Origin of the sequence: Geobacillus sp. WSUCF1 (assembly GCF_000422025.1) — a bacterium.
GTDB lineage: Bacteria > Bacillota > Bacilli > Bacillales > Anoxybacillaceae > Geobacillus > Geobacillus zalihae.
In genome coordinates this window covers 1-23,490 of sequence record NZ_ATCO01000129.1, presented here as the reverse complement: position 1 = coordinate 23,490, position 23,490 = coordinate 1, and the positions used below count along the sequence as shown (strand labels likewise).

At 56.0% G+C, this 23,490-nt stretch carries 20 protein-coding genes and 4 pseudogenes; 3 read left to right on the top strand and 21 right to left on the bottom strand.

All coding sequences use genetic code 11. The features are described from left to right. Positions 1–10: 10 nt before the first annotated feature. The 12 genes and pseudogenes from I656_RS04105 to ilvD form a co-directional block, all read right to left on the bottom strand. Positions 11–874: a 3-hydroxyacyl-CoA dehydrogenase gene (locus I656_RS04105; protein WP_015375100.1), complete on the bottom strand. Its 864-nt coding sequence runs from the start codon at positions 872–874 to the stop codon at positions 11–13. Positions 875–1,124: 250 nt separating this feature from the next. Continuing rightward, a complete protein-coding gene (locus tag I656_RS04110; protein ID WP_015375101.1) occupies positions 1,125–2,642 on the bottom strand; it encodes an aldehyde dehydrogenase in 1,518 nt (505 codons plus the stop codon). A gap of 17 nt (positions 2,643–2,659) precedes the next feature. After that, positions 2,660–3,433: an enoyl-CoA hydratase-related protein gene (locus tag I656_RS04115; protein ID WP_015375102.1), complete on the bottom strand. Its 774-nt coding sequence runs from the start codon at positions 3,431–3,433 to the stop codon at positions 2,660–2,662. Between the two features lie 12 nt (positions 3,434–3,445). Continuing rightward, positions 3,446–4,222: an enoyl-CoA hydratase/isomerase family protein gene (locus tag I656_RS04120; RefSeq protein ID WP_015375103.1), complete on the bottom strand. Its 777-nt coding sequence runs from the start codon at positions 4,220–4,222 to the stop codon at positions 3,446–3,448. Further along, the gene (locus tag I656_RS04125; protein ID WP_033006225.1) at positions 4,215–4,526 is read right to left on the bottom strand and encodes an EthD family reductase; all 312 of its coding nucleotides are present in this window, start codon (positions 4,524–4,526) and stop codon (positions 4,215–4,217) included. Before I656_RS04125 ends, I656_RS04120 begins: the two co-directional genes overlap by 8 nt. A 24-nt stretch (positions 4,527–4,550) precedes the next feature. Continuing rightward, positions 4,551–5,027, bottom strand: coding sequence for a 1,2-phenylacetyl-CoA epoxidase subunit PaaD (gene paaD, locus I656_RS04130; protein ID WP_033006235.1), 477 nt, complete (start codon positions 5,025–5,027; stop codon positions 4,551–4,553). 155 nt (positions 5,028–5,182) lie between these two features. Then, a complete protein-coding gene (paaC, locus tag I656_RS04135; protein ID WP_020756007.1) occupies positions 5,183–6,016 on the bottom strand; it encodes a 1,2-phenylacetyl-CoA epoxidase subunit PaaC in 834 nt (277 codons plus the stop codon). Continuing rightward, positions 5,992–6,345: a 1,2-phenylacetyl-CoA epoxidase subunit PaaB gene (gene paaB, locus I656_RS04140; protein WP_014196085.1), complete on the bottom strand. Its 354-nt coding sequence runs from the start codon at positions 6,343–6,345 to the stop codon at positions 5,992–5,994. The genes paaC and paaB overlap by 25 nt, the downstream gene beginning before the upstream one ends. Positions 6,346–6,357: 12 nt before the next feature. Further along, a pseudogene (paaA, locus tag I656_RS0116260) lies at positions 6,358–7,223 on the bottom strand (1,2-phenylacetyl-CoA epoxidase subunit PaaA). A gap of 197 nt (positions 7,224–7,420) precedes the next feature. Further along, a pseudogene (locus I656_RS04145) lies at positions 7,421–7,819 on the bottom strand (ABC transporter permease); the annotation flags it as partial. Next, complete coding sequence (locus I656_RS19835; protein ID WP_164832339.1) at positions 7,773–7,883, bottom strand: phenylacetate--CoA ligase; 111 nt, start codon at positions 7,881–7,883, stop codon at positions 7,773–7,775. The gene I656_RS19835 and the pseudogene I656_RS04145, both read right to left, overlap by 47 nt. A 258-nt stretch (positions 7,884–8,141) precedes the next feature. After that, positions 8,142–9,821 (bottom strand): dihydroxy-acid dehydratase, encoded by a 1,680-nt coding sequence (gene ilvD, locus I656_RS04150; protein ID WP_033006220.1) that lies wholly within the window; start codon positions 9,819–9,821, stop codon positions 8,142–8,144. Positions 9,822–10,325: 504 nt separating this feature from the next. On the opposite strand from ilvD, the gene proB reads away from it, so the two are divergent. Further along, a complete protein-coding gene (gene proB / locus I656_RS04155; protein ID WP_033006218.1) occupies positions 10,326–11,450 on the top strand; it encodes a glutamate 5-kinase in 1,125 nt (374 codons plus the stop codon). Continuing rightward, a pseudogene (locus I656_RS0116255) lies at positions 11,447–12,690 on the top strand (glutamate-5-semialdehyde dehydrogenase). The gene proB and the pseudogene I656_RS0116255 overlap by 4 nt, the downstream one beginning before the upstream one ends. A gap of 309 nt (positions 12,691–12,999) precedes the next feature. Here the strand turns inward: I656_RS0116255 and I656_RS04160 are convergent. From I656_RS04160 to I656_RS04170, 3 genes and pseudogenes are all read right to left on the bottom strand, one after another. Continuing rightward, positions 13,000–13,404, bottom strand: a complete 405-nt coding sequence (locus I656_RS04160) for a GtrA family protein (RefSeq protein ID WP_020755996.1) — start codon at positions 13,402–13,404, stop codon at positions 13,000–13,002. Beyond that, positions 13,376–14,338 carry a glycosyltransferase family 2 protein gene (locus I656_RS04165; protein WP_020755995.1) on the bottom strand — a complete coding sequence of 321 codons (963 nt, stop codon included), beginning with the start codon at positions 14,336–14,338 and terminating at the stop codon, positions 13,376–13,378. The genes I656_RS04160 and I656_RS04165 overlap by 29 nt, the downstream gene beginning before the upstream one ends. Positions 14,339–14,577: 239 nt before the next feature. After that, positions 14,578–16,622 (bottom strand): annotated as a pseudogene (locus I656_RS04170) (glycosyltransferase family 39 protein). A 153-nt stretch (positions 16,623–16,775) separates the two neighbouring features. Between I656_RS04170 and I656_RS04175 the strand changes: the two are divergent. Beyond that, a complete protein-coding gene (locus I656_RS04175; protein WP_033006216.1) occupies positions 16,776–17,153 on the top strand; it encodes a hypothetical protein in 378 nt (125 codons plus the stop codon). Between the two features lie 135 nt (positions 17,154–17,288). On the opposite strand, the gene I656_RS04180 is transcribed toward I656_RS04175, so the two are convergent. The 6 genes from I656_RS04180 to I656_RS0116250 form a co-directional block, all read right to left on the bottom strand. Beyond that, complete coding sequence (locus I656_RS04180) at positions 17,289–19,370, bottom strand: hypothetical protein (protein WP_020755991.1); 2,082 nt, start codon at positions 19,368–19,370, stop codon at positions 17,289–17,291. 78 nt (positions 19,371–19,448) lie between these two features. After that, positions 19,449–20,015, bottom strand: a complete 567-nt coding sequence (locus I656_RS04185) for a shikimate kinase (RefSeq protein ID WP_020755990.1) — start codon at positions 20,013–20,015, stop codon at positions 19,449–19,451. 16 nt (positions 20,016–20,031) lie between these two features. Next, on the bottom strand, positions 20,032–21,060 hold the full coding sequence (locus I656_RS04190) for a LacI family DNA-binding transcriptional regulator (RefSeq protein ID WP_033006215.1): 1,029 nt from the start codon (positions 21,058–21,060) through the stop codon (positions 20,032–20,034). A gap of 176 nt (positions 21,061–21,236) precedes the next feature. Continuing rightward, positions 21,237–22,436: a CaiB/BaiF CoA-transferase family protein gene (locus I656_RS04195; RefSeq protein WP_020755988.1), complete on the bottom strand. Its 1,200-nt coding sequence runs from the start codon at positions 22,434–22,436 to the stop codon at positions 21,237–21,239. 27 nt (positions 22,437–22,463) lie between these two features. Next, positions 22,464–23,237 carry a type I 3-dehydroquinate dehydratase gene (gene aroD, locus I656_RS04200; RefSeq protein ID WP_020755987.1) on the bottom strand — a complete coding sequence of 258 codons (774 nt, stop codon included), beginning with the start codon at positions 23,235–23,237 and terminating at the stop codon, positions 22,464–22,466. 12 nt (positions 23,238–23,249) lie between these two features. Next, the coding region (locus tag I656_RS0116250; RefSeq protein WP_033006214.1) for an IclR family transcriptional regulator C-terminal domain-containing protein at positions 23,250–23,490 on the bottom strand (241 nt) is incomplete at its 5' end.

Here is a 23,490-nt window from a genome sequence, read left to right as displayed (position 1 = left end):
TTTCGACAGATCAGCCGTTTTCCCGATTCGTATAGTCATAGACGCCGCGGCCTGTTTTGCGGCCGAGCCGCCCCGCTTTGACGTATTGCTCCAACAGCGGCGCCGGGCGGTATTTTTCTCCGAGTTTTTCGTGCAAATATTTTAAGTTGTTCAATCTCGTATCGAGCCCGACTAAATCCGCGAGCTCAAACGGACCCATCGGGAAATTGAGGCCGAGCTTGATCGCTTTGTCGATTTCTTCCGGCGTCCCCACGCCTTCTTGCAGCATATAAAACGCTTCATTGCCGACAAGAGCGCTGATCCGGCTCGTGACGAATCCCGGAAATTCATTGACGACAACGGTTTCTTTCCCCATCCGCGCGGCGACTTCCTTCGCCATTTGCGCCGTTTCGTCGCTCGTCTCCAACCCGCGGATGATTTCCACAAGCTTCATTTTATGAACCGGGTTGAAAAAGTGCATGGCGATCACCCGCTCCGGCCGTTTGGTGAACGAACCGATTTCGGTCGGGCTCATGGTGGACGTATTCGTCGCAAAATAGCACGACGCCGGCGCATGAGCGTCAATCGTCTCGAACACTTGCTTTTTCCATTCAAGTTTTTCCGGCACGGCCTCGATCACCAAATCGGCATCGCGCACAGCGCCGGCTAAATCAAGCGAATACGACAGGCGCGCCTCGGCTTCTTGCCGCTCGCCCGTTGTCAATTTCCCCCGAGCGACCGCTTGTTCAAAAATTGAAGCAATCTCCTTCTGGGCGCTCTCCAATTGTTCTTGCTTAATGTCCACTAAGGTCGTCTGAAACCCGCCGACAGCGCCGACATACGCAATGCCTCTCCCCATCACGCCGCTGCCGACGACAACAAGGCGTTCGATCATCGTCTTCCCCCTCCCGTGTGTTGATGTACGGTGCTGATGCATCGAGCTAGCGTTCTCTCTCACCAAGCGGCGGACGCCGTCAAATGAATGGGCACCCCATCACGCGCGACGGGGTGCTCAGCAAACGGACAGGCGCGTCTCTTCACGCTTGCCCGAATTCGCTCTTGCCTTCAAGGGCGGCAACTTGAACGTTGCGTCCAAGGACGCGACCCGCTCTCGTATGTTGGCAAACGCCAAACGGCAAAAGCCCTTAGACGCCAAACGGATTAAGCGGACGCGGCCCGTAATACGACAGCACGCTTTTCGTTTCTGTGTACAAATCAAGCGCCTCGACAGACAGCTCGCGCCCGAATCCGGACTGTTTGTAGCCGCCAAACGGCGTGCCCGGGAAGGCGGAGAATGGGCTGTTGACCATGACAATGCCGGAACGCAGCTGCTTCGCTACACGAACGGCGCGGCCATGATCTTTCGTCCAAACGGCGGCGGCCAGCCCATAGTCGCTATCGTTCGCCAATTCAACGGCTTCGGCTTCATCGCGGAATTTCATGACGACGACAACCGGTCCGAAAATTTCTTCGCGAACCGCTTTCATTTGATGGTTGACGTTCGTCAAAATCGTCGGTTCATACCAGTAACCGTTTTCAAATCCCTCGACTACCGCTTCTTTCCCTCCGGCAACGATCGTCGCTCCATCCGCGACCGCCGATTGCACGTATTCATCGATCACTTCCAGCTGCCCGCGGCTGATGATCGCCCCGACATGCGTGCCGGCATCAAACGGGTTGCCGAGTTTCAGCTGCTTCGTTTTGGCCACGAACGATTCCATAAAGGCGTCATAAATGCTTTCATGCACATACAAGCGAGAGCGCGCCTCGCACGATTGTCCGCTGTTGTAGAAAATGCCGAACAATGAGCCGGCGACAGCCGCTTCCAAATCGGCGTCCGCAAATACAAGGCTCGGCGATTTGCCGCCCAGCTCGAGCGTCACCCGTTTTAATGTTTTCGACGCTTTCTCCATAATTTCCTTCCCGACCGGCGTCGATCCGGTAAACGCGACTTTGTCGACGAGCGGATGCTCCACCAAATAGTCGCCGACTTCCGCCCCGGCGCCGGTCACCACATTGACGACCCCTTCCGGCACCCCGGCCTCGTGGCAAATTTCCGCCAGCACCAGGCAGGTGAGCGGCGTCAGCGACGCCGGTTTGACGACAACCGAACATCCTGCGGCAAGAGCAGGCGCGATTTTCCAAGCCGCCATCATGAGCGGGTAGTTCCACGGAATGATTTGGGCGCACACGCCAACCGGCTCTTTTTCCGTATAGTTGTGAAACGCCCCTGGCATCGGGTTGACCGCCCCGCGGTGGCCAATGATCGCTCCGGCAAAAAACTCAAAGTCTTCAATGGCTTGCATTACTTGTCCTTGAGCTGCTGACAGTGCTTTTCCGGTATTCAAAATTTCCAATTCCACCAATTCATTGAAACGTTCGCGCATGATGGATGCAATTTGGTACAAGATGCGGGCGCGTTTTTGCACTGGGAAATGGCGCCATTTCCCATGATCAAACGCCCGCCGCGCCGCCTGCACCGCCCGTTCGGCGTCCTCGCGCGTCCCTTTGGCGACGCGGGCGACCGGTTCGCCAGTGGCCGGATTGATCACTTCAAACGTCTCTCCCGAAGCGCTTTCCACCCGCTCCCCGTTCACAATCAAATGATAGAAATCGCGTTTGGTCGGCATCGGTTCCATTTTCTTTTGTTTCACAGTCGCCATCGTTTCATCCCCCTTGCTTAGTTTCCTCGGAATAATGGTTTTCGTTTTTCAAAGAACGCCTTGACGCCTTCGCGGTGATCTGCCGTCATGCCGGCAATGCGTTGGCATTCCGCTTCCCGTTCCAAGTAGCGGTCAAACGTCGTTTCTTCGCCTTCGCGAAGCAGCCGTTTGATGAGTCCAATCGCCTTCGTTGGCATGGCAGCGAGCCGCTCGGCAAACTGCTTGACTCCCTCCTCCCACTCGGAGAGAGGAATGACCTTGGTCGCCAGCCCGAGCGAGGCGGCCTGTTCAGCGGAGATTTTATCCCCGAGCACCGCCAGCTCAAGCGCCTTCGCCCGTCCGACGAGGCGCGGCAAATAGTACAGATGGCCCGCATCCGGCACAAGACCGACGTGAATAAACGCAGGAGCGAAACTCGCTTTTTCCGAAAGAAGCCGGAAATCACACGCCAGCGCCAAGCTCATGCCCGCGCCGGCCGCCGCCCCGTTCACCGCCGCGACAACCGGCTTTTCAAAGCGGTGAAGCGCTTTCATCATCGGCGCGTACCGGGTGCGCAACACGTCGCCGTGGTTCATTTCTTCCGTCACGCCGCTTAAATCTTCCCCGGCGCAAAACGCCCGCCCTGCGCCTGTGATCACCATGCAGCGGACGTTTGGATCCGCCCCTGCTTGTTTGAGCGCTTTCGTCACTTCCGCATTCATCTGCTCCGTAAACGCATTGAGCTGATCCGGACGGTTGAGCGTCAGCCAGGCCACTTGCCCCTTTACTTCATACCGGATCGTTTCGTACATAAAGCGCCCCCCTTATTTTCCTTGGAAGCGCGGCTTCCGTTTTTCGAGGAAGGCCGCCATCCCTTCTTTTTGGTCTTCCGAGGCGAACAATAGGTAAAAGTTTTTTCGCTCAAATTGCATGCCTTCATAGAGCGGATAGTCGACCGCTTTTTGCACCGCCTCTTTGATCAGCCGAAGAGCCAACGGCGGCTGTTGGGCGAGCCGCCCGGCCAACCGCATCGTTTCTTCCATTAGCAGCTCCGGGCTGACGACGCGCGTCACGATGCCCAGTTTGTGCGCCTCCTCCGCCGGCAAGCGCTCCCCGGTCCATAGCCACTCAAGCGCCCGCTTCGGTCCAATGAGTTTCGTTAATCGCTGCGTGCCTCCCGCACCTGGCATGACGCCAAGGTTCACTTCTGGAAAGCCAAATTCGGCCGCCGACGACGCGACAATCAAGTCGCACGAAAGCGCCAGCTCAAAACCGCCCCCGAGCGCCAACCCGTTCACCGCGGCGATCATCGGCGTTTTCACGATGGACAGGCGATCCCAATCGGCAAACTGGTTCAGCCACTCAAGGCGAATCGGGTCATCATCCGCCATCTCTTGAATGTCCGCCCCTGCCGCAAACGCCCGCCCGCGCCCGGTCAGCACGATGACGCGCACTGTTTCATCCCGGTCAAACGCTTCCACCGCCGCCACGATTTCCGCCACCATTTGACGGCTCAACGCGTTCAACACATGCGGACGGGCGAGTTCGATGATCCCGACCGCTCCTTCTTGCCGCACCGCAATGGAATTCCATTCACTCATGCTCTACTTCCTCACCGACCATAAAGGTGACGAGATCGCCGGCAAACGACACGACATCTTTGGCCGATGCTTTCGCTTCTTTCGTTTTCATCGCTTCTTGAAACGCCTCTTGGCTGTCGTAATACATTTCACACAACAAATAATACTCTCTTTCCGTCCCCATCGGCGTGCCGGTAATTTTCGTCACTGTGATTTTGCGCAGGCCCGGAATTTTTTCCGTCAGCGGCACATGCGTTCCGTAATAATGAGCGTCGAATTGCTCCTTATCTTTCGGCTGTTTGTACAAAGCGATCATTTTAAACATGGCGAACATCTCCTCTCCCTTTTCTTATCGTGAAACCAATACAGGCTTCATCGCTTCAAACGGATTTTTGCATTGTTTGCAGTAGAAAAGGCTGCGGCAGGCGGTCGGACCGAACAAGTTCTCCATCACGGTCCGCTCCGCCCCGCAATACGGGCACTCGACTTGCCATGCCCCTGACGGCATTTGCCGAGGCGGCGGGGCGATGCCGAACTGCTTTAGCCGCTCCCGTCCGGCTTCGCTGATCCGATCGGACGTCCACGGCGGATGGCGGAGAAACTCCACCGTCACCGCCAAAGCCCCTGCCTGCTTCACCGCTTCCTCCACCTTGGCGCGGATGATGTCAAGCGCCGGACACCCGAGAAACGTCGGCAGCAAAGAGATCGAGACCGCTCCGTCATGAACGTCAACCCGTTCCACCATCCCGAGATCGACGATGCTAACGGAATGGATTTCCGGGTCTTTCACCAACTCCAACGTTTTCCAAACTTCTTCCTTTGTCATGATTCTCCCTCGCATTTCCCAATCCGCCGCCGTTTTCCCGCTTTGGCTGCCTGGCGCCGCCAATGTTGCATCGTTTTGCTTCTTCAACAAACACCTCGCCGGCACAAAGAGGCATCATGCCCAACGCTGCACGTTGGCAAACAGCGGCGCCGGCATCACCAGACCGCATGCGGGACGGCGCGGTATACTTCTGACAACGTCGCCAGCGCTTCGTCCAAATCCGGCGTATGTTCGCCGTTGCGGCCGTTGCCATGTTTCATGCCAAACGGCATCGGCCAATCAAGCCCCACTTCGGCAAACGCTGGCGCCAGCGCGGCAATCGTCCGTTCTGTCAGCACCTTTTCGTCGTCAATCAATCCCCATCGCACCATGTCCGCTCCCTTCGCCCCAAGCGTCAACACGCCGGCAAAATCCGCCGCCACGTCTTGGATGGCTTTCGTCATTCGCGTCCGCGCTTCACCCGGGGCATTCGTCAGCTGGACAAACCACGTATGCCAATGAAGCAAATGGTAGTGCAGCTCCACTTGAATTTTCGCCGCCACCTCGGCCAACGGCGTATACACACTTTTTGTCAATGATTCAAGACGGATGCGCTTCGCCTGTGTATAAAAGTACTGGCGAACAACGGTGAATGCCCAGTCATAGCGAGGCTCGCGCAAATAATGCCCCGGGCCGTTTACCCGTTCGAGCAGCACCGCGTTGCGCCGGGCCGCAGCCGGGCGGGCGTGCGCCAGTTCGTCGGCTGATCCACAGCCAAGATCTTCAAGTAGCTGATAATACATGGCCGCATGCCCCATCGTGTCCTGGCTGATAGAAGAAAACGCGATGTCCTCCTCGATATGCGGCGCCAACCCAAGCCATTCCGAGCCGCGGTAGGCCAGCAAAAAATCATCATCGGCAAGCTGAAACAACAGCTCGACAAGCGCTTCCTGACCATCGGGATGAAAATGGACTTGTGTTTTGCTCATCGCTGAATCTCGCCTTTCCATGACAAAATTTCCTTCTCATCAAATGCCTCTTGTTCATATTTGCGCCATCGTTTCTTCACATCCCCATATCCCCGCGTCAGACGATAATCTTTGTTGTCAAGCCGTTTGAGCGCCGCTTTTTCCTCTTCGTTGATCCGCCGGATATAATCCCGCCTCACAACCCAAAGGTCGGAAACCGGCTCGCGGCGCATAAAGTTCTCCTGCGCCATCACGAGCGCGATCTCCTCATTAGGGGCAAGCAAACTGAATTGATGCTGCATCGGTGCATCCGGCGCTTTGCGGCTGAACACTTCAAACACTTGATAAAATCCTTGTTCTTTTCCCGCCATGGCCATCCCTCCTCATCCAGCCGTCCGGACCGCGCCAAGCGCCTCACGCACCCACGCGTTTTGCTTGTACGCCGTCCGCCGAAGCTCAAGCCGCTCCTGCGACTTCGGTCCGTTGTTGCGGATGATTTCTTTAAACCGCTCCCAATCCGGCTGCCGGTAAATCCATTGGCCCTTCTCTTTGTCAAAATGCATGGTCTCATCAGGAATCTTCAGTCCGAGCGCCCAAATGCGCGGCACGTATTTCGTGAAAAAGTCTTGACGCAGCTGCTCGTTCGTTTTCGTGCGGATGCGGTATTTGATCGTGATGTCTTGCTTCGAGGTTCCTGTCGTATCGGCCGTCGGCGGACCGAAAAACATAAGCAGCGCCTCCCACCAACGGTTGAGCGCCTCTTGGAGCATCTCTTTTTGCTCCTTCGTCCCTTCGGCGAGCGCCAAAATAATCGACTCGCCGTGCTGGGCGTGAAACACCTCCTCGGCGCAAATGCGCTTCAGCGCCCGCGCATACGGTCCGTACGAGGCATCGAGCATGTTCGTCTGCGTCATAATCGCTGCTCCGTCGACGAGCCAGCCGATCAACCCGGCATCCGCCCATGTCGCGCCGCCATATGAAAGACATTGTGAAACTTCAACCGTTCGTTCAATAAATCTTCGAGAATATCTTCCCGCGTTTTGCCAAGCGGCGCCATCAAATCTTCCGCCACCCGCAGCAGCAACTGGCCGTGCCCCATTTCATCCTGCACTTTCGCCATAATGCCGAGCTTGCGGCGCAGCGACGGCGCTTTCGGCACCCATTCTTTTTCCGGAAGCGCTCCCATAATTTCGCTCACCGCATGCATGGCAATGAGCTTGATGAGCGCCGTCCGATATTCGTCAGGCATCCAGTCATCGGCTTCGATCTTCTCTCCCGCCTCGATGCGCTGCATAAACCGTTCGTATTTCTCCTCATCTGACAGGCGGGTGAACGTCATCATAGCCGCCATCCCCCATCCACCTCTCGTTTAAAATATATAACGTTTGTTTAACGTTATTATATTTTAATGTTATATATTTTGCAATCGTTTTTTTCTTTCTCTAGTCAGATGGATTGCGGCGCTTCAAGATGGCGGCGGTCAACGATGCGGACCGCTTTCCCTTCTGAGCGCGGGAGCGTTTTCGGCGAATGGAGACGGACGTCAATCGAAATGAGACAGTGCGTTTTCAACAATGACTGAATGCGCTGGGCAAGCAGAGCAGCCTGCTCGCTTTGCAAATCTCCGCCGACCTCGCTGTAAAAACGATCGGTCACTTCCGCATGCAACTCGAGCGCTTCCAAATGACCGTGGCGGAGACGATGCAGCTGATAGTGCGGAGCCAGTTCCGAGACGCGAAGCAGATGGTGCTCAATTTCCGATGGAAACACATTGACGCCGCGGATGATGATCATGTCGTCAACCCGCCCTTTGACCCGCGACATGCGCGCCGTCGTCCGCCCGCAGCCGCTCAAGCTGGAGAGCCTCAAGCTCGCTGCGCGCAGCCGTTTCGATATCATGCAAAATCATCGTTTCCGCCCCCTATCTTAAAGCGCTTTCAAAAATGTTAAATATATAACGTTATATAAACGTTATATATTTAAATTATCATATTTAATTTTAAAATAGGTGAAATATTTTAAAATGTCAATACTTTTTTAAGGCGCCAAACAGGCAAAAGCATGAAGAAGAGGGATGGCGACTTGGGCTTTTATTAAGGGTTTGAACATGAAAAAGGAAGGCGGCGCTCATGCTGATGGAGCGCCGCCTTCCTTGATCCTATTTCGCCTAAATTTTCATAATCCCCCCCGTGCTCGCCGAGGTGACGTGTTTCGAGTAGCGGGCGAGATAGCCGGTTTTCACTTTCGGTTCAAAGCCTTTCCAGTTCGCCTTCCGCCGTTCGAGCTCTTCATCGGACAGCTTGACGTTGATCGTCCGTTTCACCGTGTCAATCTCGATGATGTCGCCGTCTTGGATGAACGCGATCGGCCCGCCTTCGGCCGCTTCCGGTGAAACGTGGCCGACGGATAGGCCGCGCGAGGCGCCGGAGAAGCGGCCGTCAGTGACAAGCGCCACTTTGGTGCCGAGCCCCATGCCGACGATTTGCGACGTCGGCGCCAGCATTTCCGGCATCCCTGGGCCGCCTTTTGGCCCTTCGTAGCGGATGACGACAACATGTCCCGGCTTGATTTTCCCGCTGGCAATGCCCTCGAGCGCTTCCTCTTGGGAGTCGAAGACGATCGCGGGCCCTTCATGGCGCGTGATGCCGCCTTGCACCGCCCCGGTTTTAATGACGGCGCCGTCCGGCGCCAGGTTGCCAAACAAAATGGCGAGCCCGCCCGTTTCCGAATACGGGTTGTCAATCGGCCGGATGACGTCATAGTTTTTCACTTCGCAGCCGGCGATGTTTTCCCCGAGCGTTTTGCCCGTGACGGTGAGCGTATCTAAATGAAGCGTGCCTTCTTTTTTCGCCAGCTCGTTCAACACGGCCGAAACGCCGCCCGCTTCATGCAAGTCTTCGATGTAATGGATGTCCGACGCCGGGGCGAGTTTGGCCAAATGCGGCACGCGCGCCGCCACTTCGTTGATGCGCTCAAGCGAGTACTCGATGCCGGCTTCGTTGGCGATCGCCAGCGTATGCAGCACCGTATTCGTCGAGCCGCCAAGCGCCATGTCGAGGGCAAACGCATTGTCGATCGCTTTTTCGGTGACGATGTCGCGCGGTTTAATGTCATGCTCGATCAAATACATGAGCTGTTTCGCCGACTGGCGGACAAGCTCTTTGCGCGCTGGGTCGACCGCCAAAATCGTGCCGTTGCCCGGCAGTGCAAGCCCGAGCGCTTCAGCGAGACAGTTCATCGAGTTGGCCGTAAACATGCCCGAGCACGATCCGCACGTCGGACAGCCGTACCGTTCGAGTTCTTCAAGCCCTTTCTCATCGAGCGTTCCCCCTAAATACGCCCCGACGCCTTCAAATACAGATGACAGTGAAATTTTCCGCCCATCCTTCGTCACGCCGGCTTTCATCGGTCCCCCGCTGACGAAAATCGTCGGAATGTTAAGACGCATCGCCGCCATCATCATTCCCGGCGTAATTTTGTCGCAGTTCGGAATGCACACCATGCCGTCAAACCAATGCGCCGAGATAACCGTTTCGATCGAATCGGCGATGATTTCCCGGCTCGGCAGCGAATAGCGCATCCCGATATGGCCCATCGCAATACCGTCGTCAACGCCGATCGTGTTCATTTCAAACGGCACGCCGCCCGCTTCGCGAATCGCTTCTTTCACGATTCTCCCAAACTCTTGCAAGTGAACGTGCCCCGGAATAATGTCGATGTATGAATTCACCACCGCAATAAACGGTTTATCAAAGTCTTCTTCTTTTACGCCCGCCGCTCGCAATAGGCTTCGGTGCGGAGCACGGTCAAATCCTTTTTTGATCATGTCGCTGCGCCGTTTTTTCATCATCGGTCCCTCCATCATGCGGTTTGATTGATTGCTAGTATTGTACCACTTTTTCTAATAGAAAGACAATTACCTTTATTATGAATGCGTTTTCAAAATCCGCTTCGAAAAAACAAGTCAGAAAAATCAGCCTTTCCTCTTGACAACCGGAGCATTTGGCGTCATAATTTCTTACAAATTGCACTCCTTGACAAGAAAACAACAGGAACGGCACGGGACTAGTAAACCGAGGGAACGCGCCAGAGAGTGGAACCCATAGGCTGGAAGGTTCCTCGCGGGAAGCCGGTTGAACCTGCCCTAGACGGCCGCTTATGCAAACATAAGCCGCACGCCTGCGTTACAGGCTCGAGGGGGCGCTTTAGGCGCCAAAAAAGGTGGTACCGCGGAACGCTTTTCCGTCCTTTTGCGAAAGGAGGAAAAGCGTTTTTTATTGGCCGGCCGCTTCGCAGGACGGCTAGGCAATCCAACTCATGCCATTCAACACGCAAAGGAGGGAGGAACGCGATGAAACGGCAGCGCGTGGTGGTCAAAATCGGCAGCAGCTCGCTCACCGATCCGAAAGGTGGCCTTTGCCGCGACAAGCTGCACGGCCATGTTGAAGCCATCGCCTATCTGAAACAGCTCGGCCATGACGTCATTCTCATCACGTCCGGCGCTGTCGCCGCCGGGTTCGGGCCGCTCGGCTACCCGGCGCGGCCGACGACGATCGCCGGCAAACAGGCCGCGGCTGCCGTCGGGCAAAGCTTGCTTATGCAGGCGTACAGCTCGGCGTTCGCCCGCTTTGGCTTCACGGCCGCCCAATTGTTGTTGACGCGCAGCGACTTTTACAGCCGCGAACGGTTTCGCAACTTGTTCGCCACGATGACGACGCTGCTCGAACACGGGGCGATCCCGATCATCAATGAAAACGACTCCGTTTCCGTTGAAGAATTGACGTTTGGCGACAACGATATGCTGTCGGCGCTTGTCGCCGGCTTTTTGCACGCCGATGCGCTCGTTTTGCTCACCGATATTAACGGGCTGTATGACGCCAACCCGAAAACGAATCCACAGGCGAAAAAATACGCCTTTTTGCCGCACATTACCGACGAAATGATCGAAGCGGCCGGCGGCAGCGGCTCGGCAGTCGGCACCGGCGGCATGCGCTCAAAGCTTCTCGCCGCTCAAAAAGCGTTGTCCTTCGGCGTCAGCGTCTTTATCGGCACCGGGCGAGGCAAAGAAGCACTCGCCGATATTTTAGCCGGAAAAGGTGATGGGACGTACATCGGCGCCCCATTTCCGAAGCAAATGCAAATGCACAAGCAATGGATCGCGTATCACGCGCCTGTCGCCGGCACGATCACCGTCGACAGCGGCGCGGAGGAAGCGCTCCTTGCGCGCGGCAAAAGCTTGCTTCCCGCCGGCGTCACGGCCGTTTCCGGCGACTTTCATGCGATGGATGTCGTCGATGTTGTCAATGAGAAAGGGATCACGATCGGCCGCGGCCAAGTGTATTATGCCGCCGCCGATTTAGAAAAAGTAAAAGGACTTCCGAGCGAGGAAGCGCGGCAATACTCGTACTTGCACCGCCCGGAAGTCATTCACCGCGACAATTGGGTCACGTTGCGAAAGGAGAGTGTATTCAAATGACCGAACTGCTTGAAAAAGCCGAGCGTCTGAAAGCCGCGTCGCAGACGCTGGCTATGCTGTCAACAGAGGAAAAAAACGCCGCATTGGAACAAATCGCCCAAGCGCTTGACCGCGAACGCGCCTTCATTTTGCAAGAAAACGAAAAAGATATGGCCCAAGGCCGCGAGCAAGGGCTGTCACCGGCTTTGCTTGACCGGCTCCAACTCACCAATGAACGCCTGGACCAAATCATCGGCGGCGTCCGCCAAGTCGCTTCCCTTCCCGACCCGGTCGGAGAAATCGTCGAGGAATGGACGCGGCCGAACGGGCTTCGCATCCAAACGGTGCGCGTGCCGCTTGGCGTCATCGGCATGGTGTATGAAGCGCGGCCGAACGTCACGGTCGATGCCGCCAGCCTTTGCCTGAAAACCGGAAACGCCGTCCTGCTTCGCGGCAGCTCGTCAGCGCTTCATTCGAACAAAGCGCTTGTTTCCGTCATGAAAGGGGCGCTCCGCACCACCGCCGTGCCCGATGCGGCCATTGAACTGCTCGAAGACACGCGCCGGGAAACGGCACAACAGATGTTCCGCCTCAATGACTATTTGGATGTGCTCATCCGCGCGGCGGCGCCGGGCTCATCCGCTCGGTCGTCGAAAACGCCACCGTGCCCGTGCTTGAAACCGGCGTCGGCAACTGTCATATGTTCATCGACGAATCAGCCGAGCGGCAAATGGCGATCAACATCGTCCTGAACGCCAAATTGCAGCGTCCGTCCGTCTGCAACGCCATCGAAACGGTGCTCATCCATGAGCGTTGGCCATATGCCGACGACTTGCTTGAGGCGCTGCACGCCCGCGGTGTCGAGCTGCGCGGCGACGACCGCCTCGCGTCATCGCACCCGTTCATCAAACCGGCGACGGAAGACGACTGGCATGCGGAATATTTGGCGCCGATTTTAGCGGTTAAGCTCGTCGCCGATGTCGATGAGGCGATTGCCCATATCCGCCGCTACGGGACGAAGCACTCGGAAGCGATCATCACCGAAAACGAAGCGAACGTCCGCCGCTTTTTCCAAGCGGTCGACGCGGCGGTCTTGTACCATAACGCCTCCACCCGCTTCACGGACGGCGAACAGTTCGGCTACGGAGCGGAAATCGGCATCAGCACGCAAAAGCTGCACGCCCGCGGTCCGATGGGGCTTGTCGCCATCACGACAACGAAATCGCTCGTGTACGGGACGGGGCAAATTCGGGAGTCATAACGATGGCTGCAACGAAGACGGCTTCTTTTTTCACCAAGTTTCGAAAAGGCTGGCAAAATCAGCGCTTCTCTTTCATACTGAAAGCAACGGGTTCAGCGAAATCGGTCGTTTTTCACCAGTGCTCTAAAAGGCTGGTAAAAAAACAGCTGTTTCCCTTGATCGATGGGGGAACGTGTGAAAAGCGGTACCGATGCCACAGGGGTTTTCTATTTGAAAAATGATGCTAGGAAGCGACCTACTCCCGTAAATCACCAGCCTTCTAAAGCATAAAACGATCCGGACCCAACGCATGGCTTCCGGATCGTTTTCTTATTTTCCCGTCTCCACAAAAACCCAATAACGGCTGCCGATAAAGTTCACCGCCATCCCGGCGATCGTCGCCGCCAGTTTCGCCAGCCAGAGCGGCGCGAGCCGTTCCGCGGCCAGCAAAACGGCAAGCGATGCGCCGAACGACAGCCCGTTGACGGCAAGAAAGCGCAAAACTTCCTTCATATTGGCCTTTCGTCTCACTTGAAACGTCCAACGCCGATTCCAAATGTAGCTGTTCGCCATCCCGGCGCCGTAGGCAACGGCTTGGGCAACCGCCGCCTTAGCGCCTGCAGCAGTCAACAAAAAAAAGACGGCGAAGTCCACCGCGGTATTGCTCACCCCAACGAGGCCAAACCGCCATACGGCTTGTTTTTCTTTACGGAATATATGAAGGCTTTCGTTCATGTTTCGTTCCGACTCCCCACGTTTCGTTGACAATATAGAGCGGACGCTCTTTCACTTCATCGTAAATCCGGCCGATATATTCGCCAATCGCGCCGAGCATGAGCAGTGTCACCCCGTTGCCAAGCAGCATGACCATCGACAACGACGCCCAGCCGGCGACCGTTGAATGGGCAAACCATTTAAGGTAAAGGACAACGAACATCCCCACCACACTGGCCGCCGACATCAAGAACCCAAGCCAACTCGCTAGCTTCAACGGCTTGTATGAAAACGAGGTAATGCCATCAAGCGAAAAACGGATCATCTTTTTGAGCGGGTATTTCGTCTCGCCGGCGAAACGCGGCTCCCGCTCGTATTCAACCGCCGTCTGCCGGAAGCCGACCCAACTTACCAGCCCCCGAACAAACCGGCTTCGCTCTCTCATATAGCGTAACTGATCGCACACTTTCCGGTCAATAAGGCGAAAATCGCCTGTATCGACCGGAATGTCGATTTCAGTCGCCGCTCGCAGCAAGCGATAAAACACGTAAGCCGTCCATCTTTTGAACACCGTCTCGCCCTTCCGCTTGACGCGCCGGGCATACACCACTTCATACCCTTCCTTCCAGCGTTCGATCATCTCTAAAATAAGCTCGGGGGGGTCTTGCAAATCAGCGTCAATGACGATGATCGCTTGGCCCGAGGCATAGTCCATCCCTGCGGTAATGGCGATTTGGTGGCCAAAATTGCGGGAAAAGTCAATGTACTTCACGGTGTCATCCTTCACGGCCAATTCCCTCAAGATCTCCAGCGTCTCATCCGTGCTGCCGTCGTTAATGAACAACAATTCATACGGTTCGTCCGTTTGCTCCATGACAGTTTTCAACCGCCGGTACGTCTCGCGGATGACCAGCGCCTCATTATATACAGGGATAATGACAGAATAGGTCGCCATTCATGTCCCCTCCTTCGTTCGCTTCTTGCCTTTTTCTGCGAAAAGACAGCTCACACACGCCTCTATCCTCACACCCGAAAAAAGAGAGCGATGCAAACCGCATCGTTTTGCACCATCGTGCTCAAAGCGCAGCTTTTCGCGTGCGACGTCCCATGATTTCGCGAAAAACCGCACGGCGCTTCCGTTGCAAGTGGAAAAACGTTATCGAAGTATTCGCCAACATACTCGAGCACCAGATGCTAGCCGTTGTACACGTACAGCGTCATTCCTCCGCGGCCCATGCCGCCAAAGGTCTCGCTTTGCCCACCGCCCCATTGTGACGACGGCACTTCTTGGCAATGCGTTTTGATCCATTGCACCAGCTCATTGTCGCCCCGTCCCTCTCCGGAGAGAAGGAAATACTTCACCTCGCCGTTTTGGACCATCTTCTCCAACTTCGCGGGGGTCAACACTGGATCGGTTCCCCCAAATCCACCCATCGCCATCACCGCGCGGTCGGTATGAAGCATCATCTCCGCCGCTTCGGTTGCTCGAATGGTCGCGGCCAAGTATTTGGTTTTTCCAGCGTGTTGCTCTAAATAAGCCACTAAAGCGGCCAATGAATGGCGGCCTCCAAGCTCAGTCCCTTCATCCGAATGCACATCCCTTTGCCCTTGCCGCCAGCGCCCGTCCTGCCCCGCCGGCATCGCTGCAGTCAGCATGGCGCCTCCTTCCCGGCGTAAATCGGGCCCTGCATATGGGATCGTGCTGTTTGTTCCGTACAACACAGGTGTGAGCGACCAATACGCCGGCAGCACAAGCAAACCAAACAGCGCGGCCGCATAGACGATTCGCTGCCAGCGCTCGCGCCCTTCCATCGCCAACCAGAGGCAAACGATCGCCAGTCCGTAAAATCCAACTGCCATCGGCCACACGGCCGACAATGAGTGGTTGTATTGCCAAGCAATCCATATATCAAACGCATAAGTGGCCAAAAGAGCCGTCGGAAACAGCCATGACATTCGACGTTCACCGGTTCCAAACGAAGCGAGCATCTTTCCTCCGGCTCCCACCAACACTGCAATCGCCGGAGCCAGCATACTTAAATAGTAACGATGGTAAAACCCGGCGATGCTGAAAAACACCATCATCGGTCCAAGCCAAGCAAGCCAAAAGAGCAAGAAACGATGAAACAACGTTATTTGGCGGCGGCGCCATACATCAGCCATCCATCCGACAGCTACCACCATAACAAACGGCAGCAGCCAACTCGCTTGTCCGGCTAAAGGAAGCTGGAACAGCCGAAAAACGCCGGGATCGCCAATCTCGCCGCGGCCGATTCCGCCCATGCCGCCTCCTGGAGCAGAAGGAGGGGCTCCTGGCGCTCCGGACATCGAAGGCGGTGCTCCTTCTGAAGGAAATGCGCCATTGTCTCCATCGTTTGACGGTGCAGTGATGCCGCTCGTTTCTGTCAACCTCTCTCTCCCATTAAAATCCGTCCCCATTCTGCCGCCCGGCCCGGCCTCCCCCGTCAGCCGTTCAATGCCGTTGTAGCCTAGGGCCAGCTCCAACACCGAATTGGTTTTGCTGCCGCCAATGTACGGACGTTTATCGGCCGGAATCAAAGCGACAGCTCCCGCATACGAAAGGGAAACGGCAAGCAGCACGACCGTGGCCATCGCCAAATGGCCCGTCCGTTTTTTCCACGATGTTTTCGCCGCCAACCAATAGAACAAGTAAAACGCCGGCAGCACCATGTACGCCTGCAGCATTTTCATATTAAACCCCACCCCAACGACCGCAAAGCTGCCGATCAGCCATGCGAGCCGCTTGGTCATGACGGCTTTCATCAACATCCAAACCGCGACAAGCAGCGTAAACACCAATACGGCGTCAATGTTGTTCGTACGCGCACGGCCACAAACACCGGGGTGCAGGAAAAAATGAAGCTTGCCCAGCGCGCCGCTATCCGACCCGCCCACGGCTTGACGATGACGTACATCATCCACGTCGAGGCAACCCCCGCCAACGCTTCCGGAAGAAGCACGCTAAAATCGCTCACTCCGAACACTTTCACGCTCAACGCCTGCAGCCAAAGCGCGGCCGGAGGCTTATCAACGGTAATGAATCCCTCTGGATCAAGCGCGGCGAAGAAAAACGCCTTCCAACTTGCAGCCATGCTTTTCGCCGCCGCCGTATAATACACATTGGAACCGCTGTTTCCCATTTGATAGAAGTGCAAAAAAGCTGACCATGCCATGATCGCCGTAATCCATCCATCCCATTTCCATTTTATGTTCTTCATCGACTCTCCCTTTCCGTCACGTTCTTCGTCTCCTGCCGTTACGTTACCCCGTGTTGGTGAAAGTTTGGTGAAAAAATCGAGCGAATGGACAAGGTTTTCATTTCGCTGGCCGCAGACGTGTGCTATGATAAAAGGCGAAGGGAGGTGAATCGTGTGGAAGGAGCCACCATGGTGCAACAAATTTTAAAGGCGCTCGACTTGCATTCCGGAAAAATCCAGAAACAAATGAAGGAAATGGAAGATCGACTGCGCGCTGAAATCCAAGACACAGAAAACCGACTGCGCGCGGAGATCCAAGATACAGAAAATCGGCTGTATGCCAAAATTCGCGAAACGGAAGACCGGTTGCACCAAAAACTCTTGGATCTGGAAAAACGCACCGACGCTCGGTTTGAGCGCTTGGAAACGAAAATGAACTATTGGCGCCTTGAATGGTCGGAAACACAGGAAACCGTCGACTTCCTCGCCCGCAAAACCCTCCAACATGAACGAAAACTCCGTTCCCGGGCTGGACAAAACGAAATCTCTTAAAAAACGAAAAAAGCCAAACCGGCCGCCCGCGCTTTCCTGCTTGACGGTTGGTTTGACTTCTGTCTTCTGTTGTTTGAACAGGCGCTTGCTTTGATGAATGATCATGATGTCGAGAGGAGGCAAGCGCTTTTCTTTTTATTCCGCCCCCTGCTGTATTGCGATGCCCACGCGTGAAAACACCTCTTTCATCACCTCATACGACCGCTTCAGCCGCTCATGATAGCGCGGCGCCTCCCACACCGGCCACGTGTACTCATAAAATCGCGCGGCCGGCAGCACATTCCCGTTCATCGCCGGGAAAGAAAACGAACTGCCCTCGCCCGCGACGTACACACCGAGACGGATGCCCGCGACGATCCGCCGGCTCTTCAAGCCATCTTTCGACCACATGTCGCCCATCACCTCGCGCCGGCTCGGGTCGGTCACGTTCAAAAGCGCCCATGGCAGGCGGATTTCGTACATATCGCCATTGCGGCTGACGCTGATATCCGCGAGTGAATCGTACGCCGCATCGTCGGGGTTGGCCGTGCCAAACCGCAACACCCCGGTTTCATATGAGTCGAACGGCACGGCCTTGCCGCGGGCTTCTTCCAATTTTTTGTTCAATGTCAGGCGAATCGGGTGGTAGACGCCGTTATCTTTGCGATTGGCGTACGGCGCCGCCGGCATCATATGCAGCTCTTTTCCGTAATGGAAGTAAAACGTGTCATAGTAGCTGTCGACAAGCAGACGGGCGCTCTGTTTTCCATGAATGACCAAGGCAAAGTCGATTCCCGCTGTCCGGACGCCAGACAGGCCGGGCAGACGCGATTGCCCTTGATTCGGAATCGTATCAAACGCCATGTAGACCGTCGTCCGATCGGTGATGCGTCCGCTGTCAAGCCGCACATACAAATACCCTTCATCGCTTGTGACGTACAGCGCCCGCTTGCCCTCTGTCCAAACCGGCCGGATTCCATTGAACGTCCAATCGTCTTTCCGTCCGTCAACTTTAATCATCGCGGCCGCGCTTGGACCTGGCTCAAACCGAAGCAGCCCAAAATGTTGTTCGTTCGTCTGCGCGTTCAGCCAAAACGGCCGCCGGTTCGGGCTGTCGTACTCCATCGTGTTCCACGTCCGCTTGAACCATTCATCCTGCCAGGAAAACAACAGCCCTCCCGCCATCCGCTCATGGACGATGTCCTCAAACAGCTCCCGGTCGATCGTTCCTTGCTCCTGTTCCGACAAAAACCCCTGATTTTTCCCGTGCACATTTCGATGCGCCATGCCGCGCGAAGAAGGAACGCCAAATTCAGCGACCAAAATCGGCATCCGGTGCGCCGCCTTCATGTCATGCAAGTAGGCGGCATAGCTGTTGCGCTCGCCGCGTTGGTCAACATAGCTGACGTATTTTTCCTCACGGTTGAAAAAATCCGGATAATACGGATAAATGTGATATGATGCAAACAACCCGGCCTGCAGCTCGTGAGTGGCGTACATGACATTGGGGTTGACGGAAACAAAATCTTCTTTCACAAACGGTTCGGCCGGATGGCGGAGGAGGTCGGTCGTCACCCAATTCGTAAAACTGACCGGCCGCTGCCAGCCGTATGTCTCCGTTTCATACGCCACCGCTTCGTCGATCACGCGGGCCAGCCATGCCTCAAACGGGCTCGCTCCTTTCGTGTACACGTATTTGCCGCGGTAGTCGCCCTGCTTCGGGTGTTTTTCGTTCGTCGCCGCCACAACGTCCGGATCCCACTCGACGCCGAAAATCCAGCCGAGAACATACGGGGAAAGGTCGTATCGGTACACCCCGCCGGCATGACCCGGCCGTTTTGGAATGCGGGCCTTGCCATGAACGAGGTCAATCGTGCGGCGAATGTCGGTGCGAAACGCTTCGTTCACTTCGGGCGCCCACACATCCTTCGTCCGCAGCATCGCCCCTTCATCGATCCAGACGCCATGGAACAAATAAAGCGGCTGCTTCGCTATTTGGTTGTACTCGTAAAGCGCTTCGTAAAACGCCGGCGGGTGGATCGTATAGACGCGGATGGCGTTTGCGCCCATCGCCCCGATGTATTGCAGCCAGCGGAAATATTCTTCCTTCGTAATCTTCGCCTCTCCCGGAAACGCGCCGGGCTTGCTGATGCCGAGGTTGACGCCTTTAATAAGCAGCGGCTCCCACCGTCCATTGCGATATACTTGAAGATAGTCGCGCCCGACCGTTCCCGCCAAGCGGACGCCGCTTTGTTCCGCCGTTTGAACGGCGTCCTGCAGCTTGCCATCTTCCTTATATACCTTGGCTAAATCCTCTCAACGGTTCGGCTCGTACACATCCCACGTCCATTTAATCGACTGAACAATTTGGTCCGCCGCCTGTTCAGCCTCGAGCTCATTGATAATGACGCGGGAATGGTGGAGCGCATAGGCCGATTGGCGCTGGAAAAAGAGCTGCTCCACTTCTTCCAACGTTTTGTTTTTCAACACCGGCCGGCTGTCGACAATGAGCGGCAGCCGCTCTTCCTTCCAATGCTCCCACGACAAGTCAAGGAAAAAGACGATGCCGTGGGCCAAACAGGCGCGCCGCACCTCTTCCTGCAAATACGCGCCGCCGCCGAGCGAAAGGATTTTCAACCTTGTATTCGTGCACAAATCAACGATCAGCTCGCGCTCAACCTGCCGAAAATACGCTTCCCCTTTTTGCGCGAACATCTCCGGAATCGTCATCCCGTGCCGCCGCTCGATTTCCGCATCGACATCGATAAAGTCGCGGTACAGCTTCTTCGCGACAAGCTGCCCGATCGTTGTTTTCCCCGCTCCCATAAAGCCGATCAAAATGATATTTCGCTCGCGGAGCGGGATGGCGGTTTGCCTCTCCACGTTGCTTCACCTCTTTTTACTCTCTCTTTCCGGAAGACTGGCGGATAACGAGCTCCGGATGCAAAATCGTCCGTTTCGGCTCGCCGTCATCCCCTTTCATGCGTTCGTGCAATCGCCGCGCTGCGCACGCACCGATCTTTTCTGGGAATGCAGCCACCGTCGTTAGCGGCGGTTGAAACAGCGCGGATTCTTGAATGTTGTCAAAACCGACGACCGCAATGTCGCGCCCCGGAACGATCCCTTCCTCTTTTAAGCCAAGCATTGCGCCGAACGCGACGACATCGTTGTAACAAAAGAGCGCTGTCGGCGGGTTGGGTTGCTGCAGCACGCGTTTGGCCGCCATTCGCCCGCCTTGCCTTGTCGTCGCCGATGGCACAAGCAGCGTGTCATCCACCTCAATGCCTGCTGTGCGCAAGGCGTCGCCGTATCCTGCCCGGCGCGCCTTCCATACGGACGACTGCGGGGAACCGCCGATAAAGGCGATGCGCCGATGGCCGCGGTCGAGCAAATGCTCGACCGCCATCCGCCCGCCGGCCACATTGTCAATCCCAATATAATCAAACAACCCGGGCGGAAGCTCTTCGCGGGCGAACAATACGACGGGGATGTCCCATTGCCGAAGCCGCTCGAGCATCTCGGTTGAACATCCTGGAACCGGGCTCATGATCACACCGCCCACCCGATGCTCCAGCATCGTCGCCAACAAAGCATCTTGTTTTTCTGGCCGGTCAAACGTCGTGCCTAAAATGACCGTATATCCTTCCTGATCGAGCGCCTCGTGGACGCCGACAAGCAGTTCGGAAAAAAACGGGTTGTCAAGCTCCGTAATGATCAGCCCGACCGTCGATGAACGCTGCGAACGCAAATTGGCCGCCACGCGGTCATAGACGTAGTCAAGCTCTTTCATCGCTTGGAGCACTTTTTCCCGCGTTTCTTTCGAAATATTCGGACTCCCGCGGACGACAAGCGAAGCGGTCGCCCGCGACACGCCGGCGTGCTTGGCGACTTGCTCGAGCGTTACGCGGGAACGCTTTTTATCTGACACCGTTCGAATCACCTGCTTTACCGTCGCTTTCACCTATCAAAAGTATAAAGGCTGGCGGCAAGCAGTGTCAATGCAAGGCGTGGGCTGCCGCGAAAACAAACTTCGAAACAAAAAACCCGGCAGCCTCGCACAAGGCAAGGAGCCGGGAAGGCGGAAAGCCGCAGCCGTTCGTTCATTCATATGATCTCGTTTTCTCGCAGCCGCTCAATGTCTTCCTTGGACATGCCAAGCATCGTTTGCAAAATCTCTTCGGTATGCTCGCCTAAATCCGGAGCAGTGCGGCGGATGGCGCCTGGTGTTTTTTCGAATTTCGGCACAATGCCGGGCATTTTAATTTTGCCAAGGCGCGGATGGGCGACTTCGATGATGTTTTCCCTTGCTTGGTAATGCGGATGCTCAAAAATATCTTTAATGCTCAAAATCGGGCTGACCGGCACGCCATGCTCATCCAAAATGTGAAGCAATTCATCGCGCGTCTTCGTGCGGATCCAGTCGGCGACGATGCCGTTTGTCTCTTCATGATGGGCGAGCCGCCGTTCGTTTGTGCAAAATTTCTCATCCGTCAACAGATCTTCCCGCCCCATCGCCTTCGCCAGCCGCTCGAATGTGGAATCGGTGCTGGTGACAAGCACGACCCAATGCCCGTCTTTCGTCATAAACGTGCCCGCCGGGCTCGAATGGCCGGACAATCCCGGCGACCGCTCGCGCACTTTGCCCAATTGGTCATATTCCGCCACCAAAAACTCCATCATGCGGAACACCGATTCGTAAAGGCCGATATCGACCATCTGCCCTTCGCCGTTCGGATGGACATCGCGGTGGTAAATGGCCGTCACCGCCGCAAACGCCACATAAATGCCGGTAATGTAATCCGTCAACGAAAACGATGGGCTGACCGGCGGACGATCCGGATACCCTTGCAAATACGTAAACCCACTGAACGCCGTTGCCGGTGTACCGAATCCGGCTTTCTCGCGAAACGGACCCGTTTGCCCGTAGCCCGAGACGCGAATCATCACCAGCTTCGGATTGATCCGCTTCAGTTCTTCATATCCGCCGCCCCATTTTTCGAGCGTGCCGGGACGGAAGTTTTCAATGACAATATCGACGTGGCGGACGAGCTCTTTAAAAATGTTCATTCCTTCTTCTTTGCGCAAATCCAACGTGAGCGACCGTTTATTGCGCGCCAGCCCGGGCCAGCGAAGCGGCTCACCGTCCTTGAACGGCCCGACATGGCGGAGCGTATCCCCTTTCCCTGGCAATTCCACCTTGATGACATCGGCGCCAAAATCACCGAGCAAAACCGCTCCAAACGGCGCCGCGATCATCGTTGACACATCGAGCACTTTGACGCCTTCCAACGGCAAACGCCCCATGATGCTCTCCTCCCCCTAAAGGTCCAATTATTGGCTGTATTTCATGATGACCGACAAAGCGGTCCGGACGTCTTCAATCGGAATTTGCCCGGGCGCCGAGCTTTGCCGCCCGACTGCGAAGGTGACAGCAGAGCCGAACAATCCGCCCGCCAGGCGGGTGATGGCGCCCAATGCCCCCATCGACATCGTGATGAGCGGAATTTCCACCTCTTGCCGCGCCTCTTCCGTCGCCTGCAGCAGCACGAGCACATCCCCCCGCGATTTTGGCATCACAGCCGCTTTCGCGATATCAGCGCCGCATTGCTCAGCTTGGCGCATTTTCGCAACAAGCTCTTCCTTCGAGGGCGTATCAGTAAAATTATGATAGGACAGCACAAGGCGCACCCCATAGCGGCGCGTCAGCTCCCGGACTGCGGGGACATGCGGCTCATGGACAAGCTCGTAATCAAGCAAATCGATCGCGCCGCTTTGGCATACAGTTTCAAACAACCGAAGCTTTTCCTCTTCTGTCAAGGAAATCGGTCGGCCGCCCTCCAGTTCGGAACGAACCGTAAACAAAATCGGGATGTCTCCGGCAATCGCCCGCATCTTTCTCGCCGTTGCCGCCACTTGCTGTTCGTCCTGAATCGCCTCGAAAAAGTCCGCCCTCCATTCAATGAGATGCGGCTTTTTCGCGCTGATTTGCCTTGTTTCCTCTAACACTTGCTCCGCGTCCGCTCCGACGACCGGGGCGCAAATGCACGGTTCGTCTCCCCCGATCAAGACATTGCGCACACGGACGGCGCGTTTTGAAATCGCCATATGCTCTCCCCCTTATGGTCGATAACCTAGTTTTTCTGAAATCGCTTGTGCTCCTTCTTTCACGGTCGTTTCGAACTTCCCAAGCACATCCGGCGCAAACCGATGCGTCGGCCCGGAGATGGACAAGCAGGCGCGAACTTCCCCACGAATATTGAAAATCGGCGCGGCAACGGCTGCAGAGCCGACTTCCCGCTCATCGACGCTGGATGCAACGCCGCGCTCCCGAATCACCTCAAGCTCCGCCGCTAGACGA